Below are 19,062 nucleotides of genomic sequence, written 5' to 3' on the forward strand. Positions count from 1 at the left end.
GGTTCCCACAGCCCTTGGCGTAATGGCCTCTTGCCGCACTTCATCAGCTGAGGCATAAGAGAGCTACAAATTGACAAGGATGTTTATCGTGCGCCTCATAATCCGCTTGCTGATTCTGATCGCAGTACTACTGGGGCTGGGCCTCGCCGTGGTGCTGTACTACGTCGCCAACCCGAAATTACCGGCCTGGTCACCGGCGCAACAGGTGCATTACCTGGAGCAATGGAGCGCCGCAGACCGCCAAGCCTACTACTTCACGCCTCAAGGCACCCAAGTCAAAGGCTTGCGCTATGACTGGTTCAACGCCCTCGAACTGCCCTTCTCGCAAAAACGATTCGCCGCTCCCGAATACCTCGCACGCTTTGGTTTTCTGATCGATCCGAGCCAGAAAGCCACGCCAGACAACCCTGGCAACCTGCCCGTCGGTTTCGCCCGTCATCAGAATCCGGGCAGCCAGGAAGAGTTTCTGGACATCACCTGTTCCGCCTGCCACACCGGCGAATTGCGTTTCAACGGCCAGGCCGTGCGCATCGACGGTGGCTCGGCCCAGCATGTGTTGCCATCCAGCGTCCCGACCCTGCGCGGCGGCAGTTTCGGCCAGGCACTGGTGGCCAGCCTCGCCTCGACTTACTACAACCCGTGGAAATTCGAACGTTTCGCGCGCAATGTCCTGGGCCAGGACTATGACGCCCGGCATCAACAGCTACGCCAGGACTTCAAAAGCTCACTCGATACCTTCTTGAAAGTGGCCTGGAACGATACCCATCGCGGGCTCTACCCCACCGAAGAAGGCCCCGGCCGTACCGACGCCTTCGGGCGCATTGCCAACGCCAGCTTCGGCGACGCCATTTCGCCGGCCAACTACCGCGTGGCCAACGCGCCGGTGGACTACCCGCAACTGTGGGACATGTGGACCTTCGACTGGGTGCAGTGGAACGGTTCGGCGCAGCAACCGATGGCCCGTAACATCGGCGAGGCCCTGGGTGTCGGCGCCACGCTGAATTTTTTCGACGCCAGCGGGCAGCCCCTCAAGGGCGACGATCGCTACCCGTCCAGCGTCCGGGTGCGCGATCTGCACCGGATCGAACAAACCCTGCAACGACTCAAGCCGCCCGTCTGGCCGGAAGCCTTGCTGGGCTCCATCGACAAACCGTTGGCCGCAAAAGGCCGCGCACTATTCGCTGAAAACTGCGCCGGGTGCCACGTCCCCCGCGTCACCCAAAGCGACGGCAGACCGGTGCACCACCTGAACTTACTGCCCGTGGAGGTGATTGGCACAGACCCCGGCGCCGCCAACAATATTGCCGACCATCGCTTCGATCTGACAGCCCTGCAGTGGGATCCGGCAGAGCTTGCGCAACTGGACGTGCAATTGCATCCAAAACCCACGGAGCCCTTGGATTTGAGCCAGTTGTCAGTGGCCAAGGGGCTGGCCTACGTCACTGCTTTTGTGGGGAACCAGGCCTATCGCGCTGCCAATGTGACACCGGCGGAGCGGCCAAACCTGGACGGTTTCGGCTTGCCTATCGGCGTCCAGGAATTACGCAGCTATAAGGCCCGGCCGCTGGCGGGCGTATGGGCCACGCCGCCGTTTTTGCACAACGGTTCGGTGCCGAGCATTTATCAACTGCTCTCGCCCCAGGATGAACGCGCAACAACGTTCTATAAGGGCACCTTCGAATACGATCCCAAACACCTGGGCTATCGCACCGAAGCCTTCACCAACGGTTTTGTGTTCGACACGCGTATTACCGGCAATCACAACAGCGGCCACGAATTCCGCGACGGCGAGCGCGGTAATGGCGTGATCGGTCGCCTGCTGCAACCGCAGGAGCGCTGGGCGCTGCTGGAATACCTGAAAGTGTTGGGCGGCCCGCTGGAGTCGCAATTGCCAGACCACCTCATCAGTCAAAAGGATTGACCCATGCTGATCACGCTCTGGCTACGTCTGGGTGCCTTCCTTGGTAAAACCCTGCTGTGGATGTTGGGTTTGGGGGTCCTCGGCTGGGCGCTGACCATGGCATGGCTCGCCTGGCAACATCGCGGCCCGGTATCGGCTGAAGAACTGATTCCGGACGGCGAAGCGGCGATGACCCGGGACATCATCCAGACAGCGGTGCGGATCGTCGATCAACACCGCGAAAGTACTCGCTATCTGCGCGATGCTCACGCCAAGGCCCATGGTTGCGTGAAGGCCGAGGTTCAGGTGCTGCCGGATCTGGCGACGGCGTTGCGCCAAGGCGTGTTCAGCGAACCCGGCAAAACCTGGCAAGCGACGATGCGGCTGTCCAACGGCAATGCCTATCCGCAGTTCGACAGCATCCGCGATGCCCGGGGCATGGCGATCAAGTTGTTCGATGTGCCGGGTAAACAGTTGCTGAATGATCGACAAGGGCGCAGCGAACAGGATTTCGTGATGTTCAACCATCCGAACTTCTTTGTCAGTGATGTCGCCGAGTATCGTCAGAATGTGGCCGCTCAGGCTGACGGCAAAAAGATAATGGCGTTCTTCCCGGCTTGGGATCCGCGCACCTGGCAGGTTCGTCATCTGTTTATTGCGCTGGCGACACTCTCCCCTGCCCCGGCAAGCCCGACCCAGACCACCTACTTTTCGGTTTCGCCGTACAAGTTTGGTGAGGCCAACGTCAAATTCCGGGTAATCCCGGATCCGGAGAGCTGCCCGACCTACACGCTGCCCACGCAAAATCAAAACCTGCCGAACTTCCTGCGCAGTGCGCTGAACCAGCAGCTGTCGACTGATCGGGTGCCGGCCTGTTTCGTTTTGCAGATCCAGCGTCAGGATCCGGGCCAATACATGCCGATCGAAGACACCAGCATCGAGTGGCGTGAACGAGACGCGCCCTTCGAAACCGTGGCCAGGATCAAGCTGCCTGCCCAGGATTTCGACACCCCGGCGCTGAACCTGCAATGCGACAACCTGTCGTTCAATCCATGGTTCGGCCTTGAAGCCCATCGGCCGATTGGTGGGATCAACCGGTTGCGCAAAGCGGTGTACGAGGCCATCAGCGACTATCGACACAGCCGCAACGGCGAACAATAAGTAAGGCAGAAACGAAAAAAGCGACCTGAACAGGTCGCTTTCTTCAGTGAATCCGGCAAAAAGCCAAATCCCAGACAGCAAAAAGCCCGCATTAAGCGGGCTTTCTGTGGTGATCTGGCGTTCAGTGTTCCAGATACCGAATATGGCGCAGCGGACGGGACTCGAACCCGCGACCCCCGGCGTGACAGGCCGGTATTCTAACCGACTGAACTACCGCTGCGCGAAACGCTTGAAACGAATGGTGGGTGATGACGGGATCGAACCGCCGACATTCTGCTTGTAAGGCAGACGCTCTCCCAGCTGAGCTAATCACCCTTCGCTTCGTTACGGGACGCATTATGCCACAAGTTTTCGTAAAGTGTTGATTTAATTGAAGTTTTTTTCAAAAAAATCCGAAAACCGGTGAAACGACACAACCCGATGGAACAAGGTACAAACTTGAGACAGAAAAAAACCCGCCTCAGCGGGTTTTTCCGTGGTGACCTGGCGTTCAGTGGTCCAGGTTACCGAATATGGCGCAGCGGACGGGACTCGAACCCGCGACCCCCGGCGTGACAGGCCGGTATTCTAACCGACTGAACTACCGCTGCGCTAAACACTTGAAACGAATGGTGGGTGATGACGGGATCGAACCGCCGACATTCTGCTTGTAAGGCAGACGCTCTCCCAGCTGAGCTAATCACCCTTCGCTTCGGTGTGGCGCGCATTCTACGGAGCGACCCAACCTCTGGCAAGCACTTTTTTAAATAATTTTCTCAGGCCTTCCAAAGGCTTAGAGAAGGGTTGGCCTATGACCCGGCGAAGACAATAATGCCCCCCTTTGTATAAAGGAGAGACTCACCCCATGTGGTTCAAAAACCTGCTTATCTATCGCCTGACCCAAGATCTGCCTTTTGATGCCGAGGCGTTGGAAACTGCACTGGCCACCAAACTGGCGCGTCCATGTGCAAGCCAGGAGTTGACCACCTACGGTTTCGTCGCGCCCTTCGGCAAAGGCGAAGATGCACCGCTGGTACACGTCAGCGGAGACTTCCTGCTGATCGCCGCCCGTAAAGAAGAACGCATTCTGCCGGGCAGCGTCGTGCGTGACGCAGTGAAGGAAAAGGTCGAAGAGATCGAAGCCGAACAAATGCGCAAGGTCTATAAAAAGGAACGCGATCAGATCAAGGATGAAATCATCCAGGCCTTCCTGCCCCGCGCCTTTATCCGTCGCTCGTCGACCTTCGCCGCCATCGCGCCGAAACAAGGCCTGATCCTGGTGAACTCGGCCAGCCCGAAACGCGCCGAAGACCTGCTGTCCACCCTGCGTGAAGTGATCGGCTCGCTGCCGGTACGTCCGCTGACGGTGAAGATGTCCCCGACCGCGACCATGACCGAGTGGGTTACCACTCAGAAAGCTGCGGATGACTTCTTCGTTCTGGATGAGTGCGAACTGCGCGACACCCACGAAGACGGCGGCATCGTGCGCTGCAAGCGTCAGGACCTGACCAGCGAAGAAATCCAGCTGCACCTGAGCACCGGTAAAGTGGTCACTCAACTGTCGCTGGCCTGGCAGGACAAACTGTCGTTCGTGCTTGACGACAAAATGGTGGTCAAGCGCCTGAAGTTCGAAGACCTGCTGCAAGATCAGGCGGAGCAGGACGGTGGCGACGAAGCACTGGGTCAACTGGACGCCAGCTTCACCCTGATGATGCTGACCTTCGGCGACTTCCTGCCAGCACTGGTTGAAGCGTTGGGTGGTGAAGAGACCCCACAGGGTATCTGATTGCCTTAGGGCGCCGGCCTTGATCGGCGGCGCCTGGTAAGAAAAGATCGCAGCCTTCAGCAGCTCCTACAGAGGATCGCATTTCAAATGTAGGAGCTGCCGAAGGCTGCGATCTTTTTGCAGGCAACCCAAGTTCCAAGCCCTACCCGCTTTTAAACACATAACAAGGATCAGGCCATGCGCGCACTCGCTGCATTGAGTCGTTTTGTCGGCAACACCTTCGCTTACTGGGTACTGATTTTCGCCATCGTGGCGTTTCTGCAGCCGGCCTGGTTCATCGGCTTGAAAGGCGCAATCGTGCCGCTGCTGGGGCTGGTGATGTTCGGCATGGGCCTGACCCTCAAGCTCGAAGACTTCGCCGAAGTCGCTCGCCATCCGTGGCGCGTGGCCCTGGGCGTGGTTGCCCATTTCGTGATCATGCCCGGTATGGCGTGGTTGCTCTGCCAGGTATTCCACCTGCCGCCAGAGATCGCCGTCGGGGTGATTCTGGTCGGCTGTTGCCCGAGCGGCACCTCGTCGAACGTGATGACCTGGCTGGCTCGCGGCGACCTGGCGTTGTCGGTGGCCATCGCCGCCGTCACCACCCTCCTCGCGCCATTGCTGACACCGGCGCTGATCTGGCTGCTGGCCTCGGCCTGGTTGCCGGTGTCGTTCATGGAGCTGTTCTGGTCGATCCTGCAAGTCGTGCTGTTGCCGATCGTACTTGGCGTGGTTGCCCAACGCGTACTCGGTGATCGGGTTCGTCACGCGGTAGAAGTGTTGCCGCTGGTGTCGGTGGTGAGCATCGTGATCATCGTCACGGCCGTGGTGGCTGCCAGCCAGGCGAAGATTGCCGAATCCGGTCTGCTGATCATGGCCGTGGTGATGCTGCACAACAGTTTCGGCTACTTGCTGGGTTACTTCACCGGGCGCCTGTTCAACCTGCCGCTGGCCCAACGCAAATCCCTGGCACTGGAAGTCGGCATGCAGAACTCCGGCCTGGGTGCGGCACTGGCCAGTGCGCACTTCTCGCCACTGGCGGCGGTGCCGAGCGCGTTGTTCAGCGTCTGGCACAACATTTCGGGGGCGCTGCTCTCCACCTATTTCCGTCGCATGAGCGAGAAAGAGGATCGGAAAATCGCTGCTCAGCAGGTGGCCGACTGATCCGAAAACTTGATCCTCGAGTTAATGATGGGCACTCTGTTGCGCAACGCGAGGACGACCTCGCGGCTCGATCGAGTGCTTAATCCGGGGACGACCCCATCCATCGATGGAGGTCTTCCATGTCCTGGATCATTCTGTTTTTCGCCGGTCTGTTCGAAGTCGGCTGGGCCGTTGGCCTGAAATACACCGACGGCTTCAGCCGCCCTCTTCCCACCGCATTGACCGTTGCCGCCATGGCCATCAGCCTTGGCCTGCTGGGCCTTGCCATGAAGGAATTGCCGCTGGGCACGGCCTATGCGATCTGGACCGGCGTGGGTGCGGTGGGCACGGTGATCGCCGGGATCATTCTGTTTGGTGAATCCATGGCACTGTTTCGGCTGGCCAGTGTGGCACTGATCATTACCGGGTTGGTTGGGCTCAAGGTCAGCGCTTAGGCCACTGGCGTCATCGCGGGCAAGCCCGCGATGACGCCCGCAAAGTCACCAACTATCTAACGGCCCCACGCAAATCCCCCACCATCGCCTGCAACTTCGCTGGCTCAGCCACTTCAACGGCCACCGCCGGCCCCGCCACCAACGTCACCCGCGACCACAACCGACGGAACAAGCCCTTGTTCGGATCGCGGCTGAAGAAACTCCCCCACAACCCTTGCAACGCCAGCGGAATCACCGGCACCGGCGTTTCTTCGAGAATCCGCGTCAGCCCGCCCTTGAACTCGTTGATCTCGCCATCAGCGGTCAACTTGCCTTCAGGGAAAATACACACCAGCTCGCCATCCTTCAGATACTGGGCAATGCGGGTGAAGGCTTTTTCGTAGATTTGAATGTCTTCCTGGCGCCCGGCAATCGGAATTGCCCCGGCCGTGCGGAAGATGAAGTTCAGCACCGGCAGGTTGTAGATTTTGTAATACATCACAAAGCGAATCGGCCGACGCACGGCTCCACCAATCAGCAACGCATCGACGAACGACACATGGTTGCAAACCAGCAGCGCAGGGCCCTCATCGGGAATCAGCTCGAGGTTGCGATGCTCGACGCGGTACATGGAATGGCCGAGCAGCCAGATCATGAAACGCATGCTGAATTCCGGGACGATTTTGAAGATGTAGGCGTTGACGCCGATGTTCAGCAGCGACACCACCAGGAACAGCTGCGGGATCGACAGCTTGGCGATGCTCAGCAAGACGATCGACACAATCGCCGACACCACCATGAACAGGGCGTTGAGAATGTTGTTGGCGGCAATCACTCGGGCCCGTTCGTTCTCGACGGTGCGGGACTGGATCAGCGCATACAGCGGCACGATGTAGAAACCGCCGAAGACTCCCAGCCCGAGGATGTCGATCAACACCAGCCAGGTGTGACCGAAGCCAAGGATTTCGATCCAGCCATGGCCGGTAACGCTGTCCGGAATTCCACCGGAATGCCACCACAGCAACAGGCCAAATACGGTCAGGCCGAATGAGCCGAACGGCACCAGACCGATCTCGACTTTGCGCCCGGAGAGTTTCTCGCAAAGCATCGAACCCAGTGCAATACCGACCGAGAACACGGTAAGAATCAGCGTCACCACGGTCTCGTCGCCGTGCATCCATTCCTTGGCATACGCCGGGATTTGCGTCAGATAAATCGCCCCGACAAACCAGAACCATGAGTTGCCGACGATCGAACGCGAGACCGCAGGGGTTTGCCCCAGGCCCAGCTTCAACGTGGCCCAGGACTGGCTGAAGATATTCCAGTTCAGGCGCATTTGCGGCGATGCCGCCGCAGCTCGGGGAATGTTGCGGCTGGCCAGATAACCGAGCACCGCAATGCCGATGATTGCCGTGGACACCACCGGCGCGTAGTTGCTGGCGGACATCATGATGCCGGCGCCAATCGTCCCGGCGAGAATTGCCAGGAAGGTGCCCATTTCCACCAACCCGTTGCCACCCACCAGCTCTTCTTCGCGCAAGGCCTGCGGCAGGATCGAGTACTTCACCGGCCCGAACAGCGCCGAGTGGGTGCCCATGGCAAACAACGCCAACAGCATCAGCGACAGGTGATCGAACATGAAACCGACCGCGCCCACCGTCATGATGACGATTTCCCCGAGTTTGATCAGACGGATCAGCGCGTCCTTGGCGAACTTCTCCCCGAACTGCCCGGCCAGCGCCGAGAACAGGAAGAACGGCAGGATAAACAGCAGCGCACACAGGTTGACCCAGATCGAACGGTCACCCTCGATGGTCAGCTTGTAAAGAATGGCGAGGATCAGCGACTGCTTGAAGATGTTGTCGTTAAAGGCCCCAAGGGACTGCGTGACAAAAAAAGGCAGGAAGCGCCGAGTGCGAAGCAAGGTGAACTGCGAGGGGTGACTCATCTTCCATGTGTCCCTGATTTTTTTGGTAGAGGGTGGCGTGGATACTGTTATTGGAATGTCGAACGTCGATCCAGGCCACACACATTACCTAATCTTTGCCGGTTATTTCTTTAATCCTGCGATGCACGGTGAGACAAACAGTTCGCCCTTCCACGCGCCCTGCACCGTGCGTTTGGCGACAATCAGCCACATCACCGCCAGCATGGCCACCAACACGCAACCAAAGACACTGAAAAACGTCAGGTTCAAGGTGCTGGCCAGTTTCAGCGTAGTCAGGGAATAGACACCCAGCGGGAACGTGAAACCCCACCAGCCGAGATTGAACGGGATACCGGCGCGCAAGTAACGCACGGTGATCAGCAGCGCCATCAGCATCCACCAAAGCCCGAAGCCCCACAGCGTGATCCCGGCCACCAGCCCAAGGCCCTCAGCTATTTCACCGATCCCCGGCAGACCGTTGGCGGCAAAGATCGCCGCCGCGTCGGTGCCCAGCAGCAACATGCCCAGCGCACCCGTGCCAATCGGCCCAAGCGCCAGCCAGCTCGAGGCGGCCATGTTTTCGTGGGGCAATTTATGCAACGCCATGCGCAGCAACAGGATGGTCAGAATGCTGAACGCCACCGGCAGGGAAAAAGCCCAAAGCACGTAGCTGGTCACCAGCACCACTAACTGCGAATGAGCATCGGCGAGGTGCGGCGCCAGCAAGCCACCACTGGCAGCCGCCACTTCCGCCGCCACCACCGGCAACAGCCAGACAGCGGTCATCTGGTCGATGCTGTGCTCCTGACGGGTGAACATCATGTAGGGAATCAGTACGCCGCAGGCCAGCGACATCGCCACGTCCAGCCACCACAGCACTTCGGCGACATGAATCACACCGTCGCCCCAGCGCGGCAAGCCGAACAACAGAACGCCATTGATGATGGTCGCAAGGCCCATGGGAATGGTGCCAAAAAACATCGAAACCGTGGAGTGGCCGAAAATCCGCCGCGCTTCGTCGAAGAACATGACCCAACGCGCGGCATACATAGCCGTGAACAACACAAACAGGCCAATATTTAATAGCCACAAGCCTTCGGCCAACGCATGCAGACCGGGAGTCGACACCGGCAGTTGCGCAAGCGCAAGCGCCAATACACCAGTGCCCATGGTCGCCGCGAACCAGTTCGGGGTGAATTGGCGGATGGCTTCTCTTGGGTGCTGCAGATGACTGAACGGCTTGATACCGGGTTTAATGCTACGGGTGCAGGTCATGGCGAACTCCTGTCCTCTAATGAGGTAGGCGCTCATGATAGATCCGAATAGAATATCGATATAACGGGTAATATCTCTAACTGTTATCTGTTTTGCAGATATAGCATCAGACGCTGCCTTCAGTCTCGATCACCAATATCCTCGCCACACCCTGCGGATGAGCCACATGTTCGGTGCCCACCGAGGCATAGAAAATATCGCCGACCTCCAGCAGGGTTTCCTTTTCGAGGCCTGCTTCGCGATAACGCATCTGCACCTGACCGTCGAGCACCACGAACACTTCCTGGCCATCGTTGACGTGCCATTTATACGGCTGATCGGTCCAGTGCAAACGGGTGGTGATACCGTTCATGTTGGCGATGTCCAGCGCCGCCCAGGCGCGGTCACCAGTAAAGGATTTGCTGCGGATGATCTTCATGGGTCGGTCCGTCGAAATGAATGGCGGTGCCAAGGCTAACGGTCATCTGACATCGACGCCACAGACTTTGACGGGCCGCTCACGAAGCAACCCGATCAGCGCACCGAGCGACAGGATGATCAGTACCGCGCCGTAACCGTCAGTGGTCGCCACCAGCCCAAAGCTGCGGGTCAGATTACCGGCCAGCAACGACGGCAAGCAGAACGCCAGATAACTGAGCACATAAAACGCCGACATCAATCCGGCCCGTTCATGAGGCAAGGCCAGCGGCACGATGCTGCGCAAGGCGCCAAGGAAACCCGTGCCAAATCCGCTGCCCGCCACCAGCGTGCCGAAGAAAAACAATGGCAGGCTGGCGCTGTGGACCGCCAGCAGAATCAGCGCAACGCCTGCGGGCAGCAAGCTCGCGCCCAGCAGCAAGACCTTGTCGGCCGGCCGATTGCGCAAGGTGTAGATCATCGAGGCACCGGTCACCGTCAACACGGCCACCGTCGCACCGCCAATCAGATTCGACGTCGACCCGGTGGCTGTCCGCACCAGAGACGGCGCCAGGGAGGCGAAAAAGCCGCCAAGCGCCCACACCGCGAGGTCAATCGGCAGCACCCGCCACAACATTCGCCGCGCCTGAATCGGCACATGCAGGGTCGGGCGCAGCGAGGCCCAGGCACCCGGTTGTCGACTGACGCTTTCCGGCAGACGCCAGACGTACAGCGCTTGCATCGCAAACAGCGCGAACAACACCCAATAGGTCAATTGCAGCGGCAGGGGCGCAAACTCGGCCAATAATCCGCAGCCCATGGCCCCCAGCGCCATGCCCAGCAACGGCGCGACACTGTTGACCATCGGCCCTTGCTGGCGATCGGTGTCCAGCAACGCCGCACTCAAGACGGCGGTGGCCATTCCCGTCGCAAACCCCTGAAGTACTCGCGCACCGATCAACCAGGCGACGCTGTCGGCGTTGATGAACAGCAACATCGCCAGCATATTCAGCAACACGGCGGTAAAAATCACCGGTTTGCGCCCCAGATAATCCGACAGCGAACCGACCGTGAGCAGCGCCGCCAGCAAGCTGAGGGCGTAGACACCGAAAATAAGGGTCAGGGTCGCGGCTGAGAACTGCAGGTGCTCCTGATAGAGGTGATACAACGGGGTCGGCGCGGTGGAAGCGGCGAGAAAACTGAGTAAGGTGATCGCCAGAAACCACAGGCTGGAACGATTTGTCGCTGGAAGAGACATGAGCACACTCCGCAAAAGCTAATTTTTTGCTTTTGCGGAGTCTGCTACTGGTCAGCGCTTAAAGCAAATTCTTTGTGTTAAGGTCCGCCGCATGGCTATTAAAGAAGGTTTACGCCCTGGTGGCAGAAGTGCCAGGGTTCAAGAGTCGATTCATTCGGCTGTCCGCGCGCTCCTCGAAGAGCAGGACCGCGCCTGCGTGACTGTGCCGCAGATTGCTGCCCGGGCCGGGGTGACGCCGTCGACCATTTATCGGCGCTGGGGGGATTTGTCAGCACTGCTCGCTGATGTCGCCCTCGCCCGCATGCGCCCCGACAGTGAGCCGGCCAATACCGGCAGCTTACGCGGGGACGTGCGGGCTTGGGCCGAGCAGTATCTGGATGAAATGAGTTCCGAACCCGGGCGCAACATGATGCGCGACGTGCAATCCAGCGCCACGCCGGGCTATTGCGTGACGATCATTGGCGGGCAGTTGCAGACGATTCTGGATCGCTATCCCGATCAATCGCGGCCAAGTGTCGACCGGCTGATCAATATGGTGGTGGCACCGACGGTGTTTCGCATCCTGTTTGCGGCGCAGGCGCTGGAGGTTGAAGAGTTGCATCGGCTGATCGATATTGCGTTGAGTCAGTAACGCCGCCTTCGCAGGCAAGCCTCGCTCCCGCAATGACGACCAGGATCTGACGGATACACAACCTGCGACACCCCGCCACGCCACGACCTTGGTCGACACTGACTAACTCAGGCGGTCATGCGAGACTGTCTGGATCGGGCGCAGTCCCGGATGTCTTTTGTCTGGAGTTCCCATGTCGCTGTCCACCGGGCTGATCGCCATTGTCGCCCTGGCCTATATGGCCATCCTGTTCGCCATCGCCTTTTACGGCGACCGTCGCAGCACGCCGCTGCCGCCACGGGTGCGTGCCTGGGTGTACAGCCTGTCGCTGGCAGTTTATTGCACCAGCTGGACGTTCTTTGGCGCCGTGGGCCAGGCAGCCGAACAACTCTGGTCCTTCCTGCCGATCTACCTCGGGCCGATCCTGCTGCTGGTGTGCGCGCCGTGGGTCCTGCAAAAAATGGTGATGATCAGCAAGCAGGAGAACATCACCTCCATCGCCGACTTCATCGCCGCCCGTTACGGTAAATCCCAGTCCCTGGCGGTAGTCGTCGCGCTGATCTGCCTGGTCGGCGTGCTGCCCTACATTGCCTTGCAACTCAAGGGCATCGTGCTGGGTGTAAACCTGTTGATCGGCGCCGGCGCCGACGCCATGGGCACGCGCGCGCAGGACACGGCGCTGATCGTCTCCCTGGTACTGGCGCTGTTCACCATCGTTTTCGGTACCCGCAACCTCGACGCCACGGAACACCACCGCGGCATGGTGCTGGCGATTGCCTTTGAATCGCTGGTCAAGCTGTTCGCTTTTCTCGCGGTCGGCGCGTTCGTGACCTACGGCCTGTACGACGGTTTCGACGACCTGTTCGACCAGGCCATGCTCGCCCCGCGCCTGGAAGAGTACTGGAAGGAAACCATCAACTGGCCGTCCATGGTGGTGCAGACCGGTGTGGCGATGATGGCGATCATCTGCCTGCCCCGGCAGTTCCACGTGACCGTGGTGGAAAACATCGACCCCCAGGATTTACGCCTGGCCAAGTGGGTGTTCCCGACGTATCTGGCGCTGGCCGCGCTGTTTGTGGTGCCGATTGCACTGGCCGGTCAGATGTTGCTACCCAGTTCGGTGCTGCCGGACTCATTTGTTATCAGCCTGCCTCTGGCCCAATCTCACCCTGCCCTGGCAATGCTGGCGTTTATCGGCGGCGCTTCGGCGGCGACCGGCATGGTGATTGTCGCCAGCGTGGCGCTGTCGACCATGCTCTCCAACGACATGCTGCTGCCATGGTTGCTGCGGCGCAACAACGCCGAACGGCCATTCGAAGTGTTCCGCCAGTGGATGCTTTCGGTGCGCCGGGTGAGCATTGTGGTCATTCTGCTGCTGGCCTACGTCAGCTATCGCCTGCTGGGCTCGACCGCGAGCCTGGCGACCATCGGCCAGATTGCCTTCGCCGCCGTGACCCAACTGGCCCCGGCCATGCTCGGCGCGCTGTACTGGAAACAGGCTAACCGCCGTGGCGTGTTTGCCGGTCTGGCCACCGGGACATTCCTCTGGTTCTACACCCTGGTGTTGCCGGTTGCCGCCAACAGCCTCGGCTTGCCCTTGAGCAGTTTTCCGGGCCTGGCCTGGCTGCAAAGCAATCCGCTGAACCTGCCGATCACGCCGCTGACTCAGGGCGTGGTGTTGTCCCTGGCGGGTAACTTCACCTTGTTCGCCTGGGTCTCGGTGCTGTCACGCACACGGGTTTCGGAGCACTGGCAGGCCGGTCGTTTCATCGGCCAGGAAATCAGCCCCCGCCCCAGCGCCCGCTCGATGCTGGCGGTACAGATCGACGATTTGCTGCAACTGGCTGCCCGGTTTGTCGGCGAAGAACGGGCCCGTCAGAGCTTCATCCGTTTCGCCTACCGCCAGGGCAAAGGCTTCAACCCGAACCAGAACGCCGACGGCGAATGGATCGCCCATACCGAACGCTTGCTGGCCGGTGTACTCGGCGCCTCTTCGACTCGGGCGGTGGTAAAAGCCGCCATCGAAGGTCGGGAAATGCAACTGGAGGACGTCGTACGGATCGCCGACGAAACCTCGGAAGTGCTGCAATTCAACCGCGCCCTGCTGCAAGGCGCCATCGAGAACATCACCCAGGGCATCAGCGTGATCGACCAGTCGCTGAAACTGGTGGCCTGGAACCGGCGCTACCTGGAGCTGTTCAACTACCCCGACGGTTTGATCAGCGTCGGCCGACCGATTGCCGACATCATTCGCTACAACGCCGAACGCGGCCTGTGTGGCCCCGGCGAAGCGGAAGTGCATGTCGCCCGTCGCTTGCACTGGATGCGTCAGGGCCGCGCCCATACCTCCGAGCGACTGTTCCCCAACGGCCGAGTGATCGAACTGATCGGCAACCCGATGCCCGGCGGCGGTTTCGTCATGAGTTTCACCGACATTACCGCGTTCCGCGAAGCCGAGCAGGCGCTGACCGAAGCCAATGAAGGCCTTGAGCGGCGGGTCGCCGAACGGACCCACGAACTGTCGCAACTCAACCTTGCCCTGACCGAAGCCAAGGGCACCGCCGAATCGGCCAACCAGTCGAAAACGCGTTTCCTGGCCGCCGTCAGCCATGACTTGATGCAACCGCTGAACGCCGCGCGGCTGTTCTCCGCCGCCCTCTCCCATCAGGAAGAGGGTTTGTCCAGCGAAGCGCAGAAGCTGGTTCATCACCTGGACAGCTCACTGCGTTCGGCCGAAGACCTGATCAGTGATCTGCTGGATATTTCCCGTCTGGAAAGCGGCAAGATCAACCCTGATCGCAGGCCCTTCGTGCTCAATGAGTTGTTTGACACGCTGGGAGCCGAGTTCAAGGCACTGGCTCAGGAACAGGGGCTGAAATTCCGCGTCCGGGGCAGCACGCTACGGGTCGACAGTGACATCAAACTGCTGCGACGGATCTTGCAGAACTTCCTGACCAATGCCTTCCGCTACGCCAGAGGCCCCGTGCTGCTCGGCGTTCGGCGGCGCAACGGCGAGCTGTGCCTGGAGGTCTGGGACCGTGGACCGGGTATTCCGAAAGACAAACAACAGGTGATTTTCGAAGAGTTCAAACGCCTCGACAGCCACCAGACCCGGGCCGAGAAAGGCCTGGGCCTGGGGCTGGCGATTGCCGATGGACTGTGCCGCGTGCTCGGTCACACTTTGCGCGTACGCTCCTGGCCGGGGCGCGGCAGTGTATTCAGTGTCAGCGTGCCGTTGGCTCGGGCACAAGCCGCGGTGCCGGCCAAGGTTGCCGAACTCAATGGCCATTTGCTCGGCGGCGCACAGGTGCTGTGCATTGATAACGAGGACAGCATCCTGATCGGCATGAACAGCCTGCTCACGCGCTGGGGTTGCCAGGTCTGGACCGCGCGCAACCGTGATGAATGCGCGACGCTGCTCAACGACGGGATGCGCCCGCAGTTGGCGCTGGTGGATTACCACCTGGACGATGGCGAGACCGGAACCGACTTGATGGCGTGGTTGCGCACGCAATTGGGCGAGCCGGTGCCGGGGGTGGTGATCAGCGCCGATGGACGGCCGGAGACCGTGGCCCAGGTGCATGCAGCGGGCCTGGATTACCTGGCCAAACCGGTGAAGCCGGCGGCGTTGCGGGCGTTGTTGAGTCGGCATTTGCCGTTGTAATAAATGCGTCTGGCTAGCCCAGAACCTGTGGCGAGGGAGCTTGCTCCCGCTAGACTGCGCAGCAGTCGCAAAACACGCAACGCGGATTGCTTTACGGGAAACGGGGGCTGCTGCGCAGCCCAACGGGAGCAAGCTCCCTCGCCACAGCAAGCTCCCTCGCCACAGCAAGCCCCCTCGCCACAGATGCCATCGTAAAAGATGGCTTATTCGGGCAACTCGGCCAAGCCATCGACATCCGTCATGGCCCGCTCCAGCAGGTCCGCCGGCAAGCTCTTGCTGGCCCGCGCGCCAAGCAATTTGAGCTGTTCGCTGCGACTGACCAGGTTGCCACGGCCTTCTGTCAGCTTATTGCGGGCAGAGCTGTAGGCCTTGTCCAGCTGCTGCAAGCGATTGCCGACCTCATCCAGATCCTGAATGAACAACACGAACTTGTCGTACAGCCACCCGGCGCGCTCGGCGATTTCCCGAGCGTTCTGGCTCTGGCGCTCCTGCTTCCACAGGCTGTCGATGACCCGCAAAGTGGCCAGCAACGTGGTCGGGCTGACGATCACGATGTTGCGGTCGAAGGCCTCCTGAAACAACGTCGGCTCTGCCTGTAACGCCGCGGAAAACGCCGCTTCGATCGGGACGAAAAGCAGGACGAAATCCAGGCTGTGCAACCCGTCGAGCCGCTTGTAGTCCTTGCCGGCCAGGCCTTTGACATGATTGCGCAGGGACAGCACGTGCTGCTTGATGGCGATCTGGCCGATGCCGTCGTCTTCGGCGGCCACATATTGCTGATAAGCCGTGAGGCTGACCTTGGAATCGACCACGACCTGCTTGTCGCCAGGCAGGTAAATAATCACGTCCGGCTGGAATCGCTCACCGTCCGGCCCCTTCAGATTGACCTGGGTCTGGTACTCGCGCCCCTTCTCCAGCCCCGCGTGTTCAAGCACCCGTTCAAGAATCAGTTCACCCCAATTGCCTTGGGTTTTCTGCCCTTTCAAGGCGCGGGTGAGGTTGGTGGCTTCGTCGCTCAGGCGCAGGTTCAGTTGTTGCAGACGCTCCAGTTCCTTGGCCAGGGAAAAGCGCTCGCGGGCTTCGGCCTGATAACTTTCCTCGACGCGCTTTTCGAACGACTGGATGCGCTCCTTCAACGGATCGAGCAATTGCCCCAGACGCTGCTGACTGGTTTCGGCAAAACGCTGTTCGCGCTCGTCGAAGATCTTGCCCGCCAGCTCGGCGAATTGCGCTCGCAGCTCGTCTCGCGAGCCTTGCAGGTCGTTGAGGCGCTGCTGATGGCTTTCCTGCTGCTCACGCAACTCGGCGTTGAGGGAAGCAGCATGAGCGTCCAGGCGACGCAACTCAGCTTCTTTGCCGGCACGTTCGATGTTCCAGGCGTGGGCTGCGTCGCGGGCATCGTCGCGTTCGATCTGCAGCAATTCGACTTCACGGCGCAGGGCGGCCAGATCGGCTTGTTTGGCGGCGTTGGCCTGGCTCAGGTCAGCGACCTCATCACGGCAGGTGTCGAGCTGGGCGTTCAAGCCATCCTGCGTCAGCTGGGCCATGGCCAGGCGCTCTTCCAGCAATGCTAGTTCGGCCAGCCCCGTACTCGCCCGACGCTGAAGTTGCCAGGCCAGTACCAGCAACGGCAGTGCAGCGCCCGCCAGCCCCAGCAATGCGCTGGTCAAGTCCATCGCCATAGCCACTCCTGCCGATTAGATAAAGCGTGAAGGTTAACCAAGGCGTCAGGTCTTGGACAGCTCAGTCTTCGATCAGGCCGAGTTCCTGCTGGGCGCGTCGGTCCCCTGCGCGCGCAGCCTGGCGCAACAGGTCCTGGCCAATACGGCGATCCCGGGCATTCCCGCATTCGCGGCACATCAATTGGCCGAGGCGGCTTTGCGCGGCCACTACGCCTTCACGGGCAGGTTGCTTGAGTAAACGTCCGGCGAAGTGTTTGACGTTGGGGTTTTCGCCCAGGCGCGGGCTGTCCAGTAGCCACTCGGCCACACGCATCGAAAAGCGCTTGGGTGGGTTAATGCTGGAGGGTGCTGAGGCAGGAGAGACTGGTACTGAGCGAAACTTCATAAAGCACTGTGGGGCAGATCGGAAGGCGCGCCACTCTACTCTTTTTTTCGCACAGGTAAAGTCGAGAAAAGCCTGCACGCCCGTCCTAGAGCAAGCGCTCGGGACAATCCACAGAAGCTGTGGATAACTCAGTGGACAACCGCCCTTGAAGTCGCGCAAAGCCGTGTGGAATGGGGCTCGCAGTCAAACTGACGATTTTTTCACCAGTAAAAAAAAGCGATGTTTTTCATTGACTTAAATTTTCGTTACAGGCACCCACCCTCGGTGAAGCGAGGATGACAGTGGGATGACAGTCCGCGCAACTAATGTGCACAAGTACCTGCGAGGCGGTTATATCGGTGCGCTTTTTCGGCGCGTTTTTACGGTGACGCCTGGGGATAAACCCGGCAACCCGCGCCGCAGATTGATCCTGGCTCGATCGCCCTCTCGGATCAACGGCCGTTTTTTGGGCAATTGCGGGGCACGTGTCGGCCGATGACATTTTCCGACAGCACTTGCGGATGTGGTCGGCCGGCACTTCAGTGTTTTTTTGCGAGCAGGCTTCCCTTCGGCCATTCAATCCGTTAGTATCCGCGGCGTTAGTACCAAGCTGAAAGTCAATTCTGGTCGAACAAATCCCCCCGGTCAGCCTTCCCTGAGAGAAGCCTTCACCGACAAAGCGGGATCGACCACCTCGATGGTTTCCAGGTAAATCTTGCGTCAACACAGCCTTTGAATCGAAAGCAAAGGGTGTTGCGAAGTTCACTTACTCTGACCGAACCAACCTGCAAATTGATCAGGATCTTCACCCCGGGCCCAGAACCTTTGCCCCTGATGTGTTGCCTGCCCTCCTAAGTACCTACCTGCCAGCCCAAGCGCGCCAACTTATCAGCGCTTCAAACTGGCTGCTTTGTTCCAGTCGGGTTCTTCGTTCGACCAATGGTGGTCGTCGTCACTGGAACGTTTTAATTTTGCACGGTTCTTATCCGTGTCGCTTGTAGGAACACCCGATTATGTCTACTCAAATCCACACTCAGGATGCCATTCGCACCCTAACCAACGCTTTTGCTCCAATGAACTGCCTGATCATGGCCGCTCGCAAAGGCTGCTTCAGCTTCACTCTGGTCAACGAACACGGCATCGCTCGTCACAGCGAACGCCTGTACCCCGATCAATACTCCAGCGCCGAGCCGCTGCAGGCTGTGATCGAGCGTACTCGCCAGGCACTGGTTGCCTGAGACGCCAGAAAGGCTGAAAACCTCAAAAGCCCTGCTGAAAAGCGTAATGCTGCTCACTTAAGCGGAGCAGCCTTACGGTCCCCTGGAAACCGGGGCTTTGATATTTTCACCGTCCCTGGCCTTGAAGGCCTTGGACGGTGATTCAGAAACACCCCTCCGATACCGGTTCTTAACCCTGCCAATCATCCGCCTGTACCTGAAATCGGGTTGTCCGCGGCCATCACGATCAGTTGCACGGCAATGTCCCCGCACAACCGCCGGATCTA

General features: G+C 59.8%; 14 protein-coding genes, 4 tRNA genes and 1 pseudogene. 8 read left to right on the forward strand and 11 right to left on the reverse strand.

Annotated features, from left to right (window positions below):
* The first annotated feature begins 88 nt into the window (after window positions 1-88).
* The gene (locus FFH90_RS21890; protein WP_018925161.1) at window positions 89-1,921 is read left to right on the forward strand and encodes a di-heme-cytochrome C peroxidase; all 1,833 of its coding nucleotides are present in this window, start codon (window positions 89-91) and stop codon (window positions 1,919-1,921) included.
* Window positions 1,922-1,924: 3 nt separating this feature from the next.
* The gene (locus tag FFH90_RS21895; protein ID WP_138866083.1) at window positions 1,925-3,061 is read left to right on the forward strand and encodes a catalase family protein; all 1,137 of its coding nucleotides are present in this window, start codon (window positions 1,925-1,927) and stop codon (window positions 3,059-3,061) included.
* A gap of 143 nt (window positions 3,062-3,204) precedes the next feature.
* Here the strand turns inward: FFH90_RS21895 and FFH90_RS21900 are convergent.
* The 4 genes from FFH90_RS21900 to FFH90_RS21915 all read right to left on the reverse strand — a co-directional run bounded on the left by FFH90_RS21900 (window position 3,205) and on the right by FFH90_RS21915 (window position 3,746).
* Window positions 3,205-3,281: transfer RNA gene (locus FFH90_RS21900), tRNA-Asp, on the reverse strand.
* 19 nt (window positions 3,282-3,300) lie between these two features.
* Window positions 3,301-3,376, reverse strand: a tRNA-Val gene (locus tag FFH90_RS21905).
* A 198-nt stretch (window positions 3,377-3,574) separates the two neighbouring features.
* Window positions 3,575-3,651, reverse strand: a tRNA-Asp gene (locus tag FFH90_RS21910).
* A 19-nt stretch (window positions 3,652-3,670) separates the two neighbouring features.
* Window positions 3,671-3,746: transfer RNA gene (locus FFH90_RS21915), tRNA-Val, on the reverse strand.
* Window positions 3,747-3,905: 159 nt separating this feature from the next.
* On the opposite strand from FFH90_RS21915, the gene rdgC reads away from it, so the two are divergent.
* The 3 genes from rdgC to sugE all read left to right on the forward strand — a co-directional run bounded on the left by rdgC (window position 3,906) and on the right by sugE (window position 6,403).
* Window positions 3,906-4,826 carry a recombination-associated protein RdgC gene (gene rdgC / locus FFH90_RS21920; protein WP_007936132.1) on the forward strand — a complete coding sequence of 307 codons (921 nt, stop codon included), beginning with the start codon at window positions 3,906-3,908 and terminating at the stop codon, window positions 4,824-4,826.
* 177 nt (window positions 4,827-5,003) lie between these two features.
* Window positions 5,004-5,969: a bile acid:sodium symporter family protein gene (locus FFH90_RS21925; protein ID WP_018925159.1), complete on the forward strand. Its 966-nt coding sequence runs from the start codon at window positions 5,004-5,006 to the stop codon at window positions 5,967-5,969.
* Window positions 5,970-6,088: 119 nt separating this feature from the next.
* Window positions 6,089-6,403 carry a quaternary ammonium compound efflux SMR transporter SugE gene (gene sugE / locus FFH90_RS21930; RefSeq protein ID WP_018925158.1) on the forward strand — a complete coding sequence of 105 codons (315 nt, stop codon included), beginning with the start codon at window positions 6,089-6,091 and terminating at the stop codon, window positions 6,401-6,403.
* Between the two features lie 52 nt (window positions 6,404-6,455).
* Here the strand turns inward: sugE and FFH90_RS21935 are convergent, their stop codons facing one another.
* The 4 genes from FFH90_RS21935 to FFH90_RS21950 all read right to left on the reverse strand — a co-directional run bounded on the left by FFH90_RS21935 (window position 6,456) and on the right by FFH90_RS21950 (window position 11,238).
* Window positions 6,456-8,330, reverse strand: a complete 1,875-nt coding sequence (locus FFH90_RS21935; RefSeq protein WP_018925157.1) for an MFS transporter — start codon at window positions 8,328-8,330, stop codon at window positions 6,456-6,458.
* 102 nt (window positions 8,331-8,432) lie between these two features.
* Window positions 8,433-9,584, reverse strand: coding sequence for a TDT family transporter (locus FFH90_RS21940; RefSeq protein WP_138866084.1), 1,152 nt, complete (start codon window positions 9,582-9,584; stop codon window positions 8,433-8,435).
* A 106-nt stretch (window positions 9,585-9,690) separates the two neighbouring features.
* Entirely contained in the window at window positions 9,691-10,002 is a 312-nt protein-coding gene (locus tag FFH90_RS21945) for a cupin (RefSeq protein WP_007936125.1), read from the reverse strand.
* Window positions 10,003-10,044: 42 nt separating this feature from the next.
* Entirely contained in the window at window positions 10,045-11,238 is a 1,194-nt protein-coding gene (locus FFH90_RS21950; protein ID WP_138866085.1) for an MFS transporter, read from the reverse strand.
* Window positions 11,239-11,329: 91 nt separating this feature from the next.
* Here FFH90_RS21950 and FFH90_RS21955 point away from each other — a divergent pair, with 91 nt between their 5' ends.
* Both FFH90_RS21955 and FFH90_RS21960 read left to right on the forward strand, forming a co-directional pair.
* On the forward strand, window positions 11,330-11,869 hold the full coding sequence (locus FFH90_RS21955) for a TetR/AcrR family transcriptional regulator (RefSeq protein ID WP_086945823.1): 540 nt from the start codon (window positions 11,330-11,332) through the stop codon (window positions 11,867-11,869).
* A 172-nt stretch (window positions 11,870-12,041) separates the two neighbouring features.
* Complete coding sequence (locus FFH90_RS21960; RefSeq protein WP_138866086.1) at window positions 12,042-15,512, forward strand: PAS domain-containing hybrid sensor histidine kinase/response regulator; 3,471 nt, start codon at window positions 12,042-12,044, stop codon at window positions 15,510-15,512.
* A 203-nt stretch (window positions 15,513-15,715) separates the two neighbouring features.
* Here the strand turns inward: FFH90_RS21960 and rmuC are convergent, their stop codons facing one another.
* Both rmuC and FFH90_RS21970 read right to left on the reverse strand, forming a co-directional pair.
* A complete protein-coding gene (rmuC, locus tag FFH90_RS21965) occupies window positions 15,716-17,080 on the reverse strand; it encodes a DNA recombination protein RmuC (RefSeq protein ID WP_167331171.1) in 1,365 nt (454 codons plus the stop codon).
* Between the two features lie 175 nt (window positions 17,081-17,255).
* Window positions 17,256-17,579, reverse strand: a complete 324-nt coding sequence (locus tag FFH90_RS21970) for a sel1 repeat family protein (RefSeq protein ID WP_082920890.1) — start codon at window positions 17,577-17,579, stop codon at window positions 17,256-17,258.
* Between the two features lie 992 nt (window positions 17,580-18,571).
* Here FFH90_RS21970 and FFH90_RS21980 point away from each other — a divergent pair.
* Entirely contained in the window at window positions 18,572-18,796 is a 225-nt protein-coding gene (locus FFH90_RS21980) for a hypothetical protein (protein ID WP_007898912.1), read from the forward strand.
* A 53-nt stretch (window positions 18,797-18,849) separates the two neighbouring features.
* Here the strand turns inward: FFH90_RS21980 and FFH90_RS21985 are convergent.
* Window positions 18,850-19,047: pseudogene (locus FFH90_RS21985) on the reverse strand (IS4 family transposase); the annotation flags it as partial.
* Window positions 19,048-19,062: the final 15 nt, after the last annotated feature.

It is taken from the genome of Pseudomonas sp. ATCC 43928 (assembly GCF_005938665.2).
In the GTDB taxonomy this organism is placed as follows: Bacteria; Pseudomonadota; Gammaproteobacteria; order Pseudomonadales; family Pseudomonadaceae; genus Aquipseudomonas.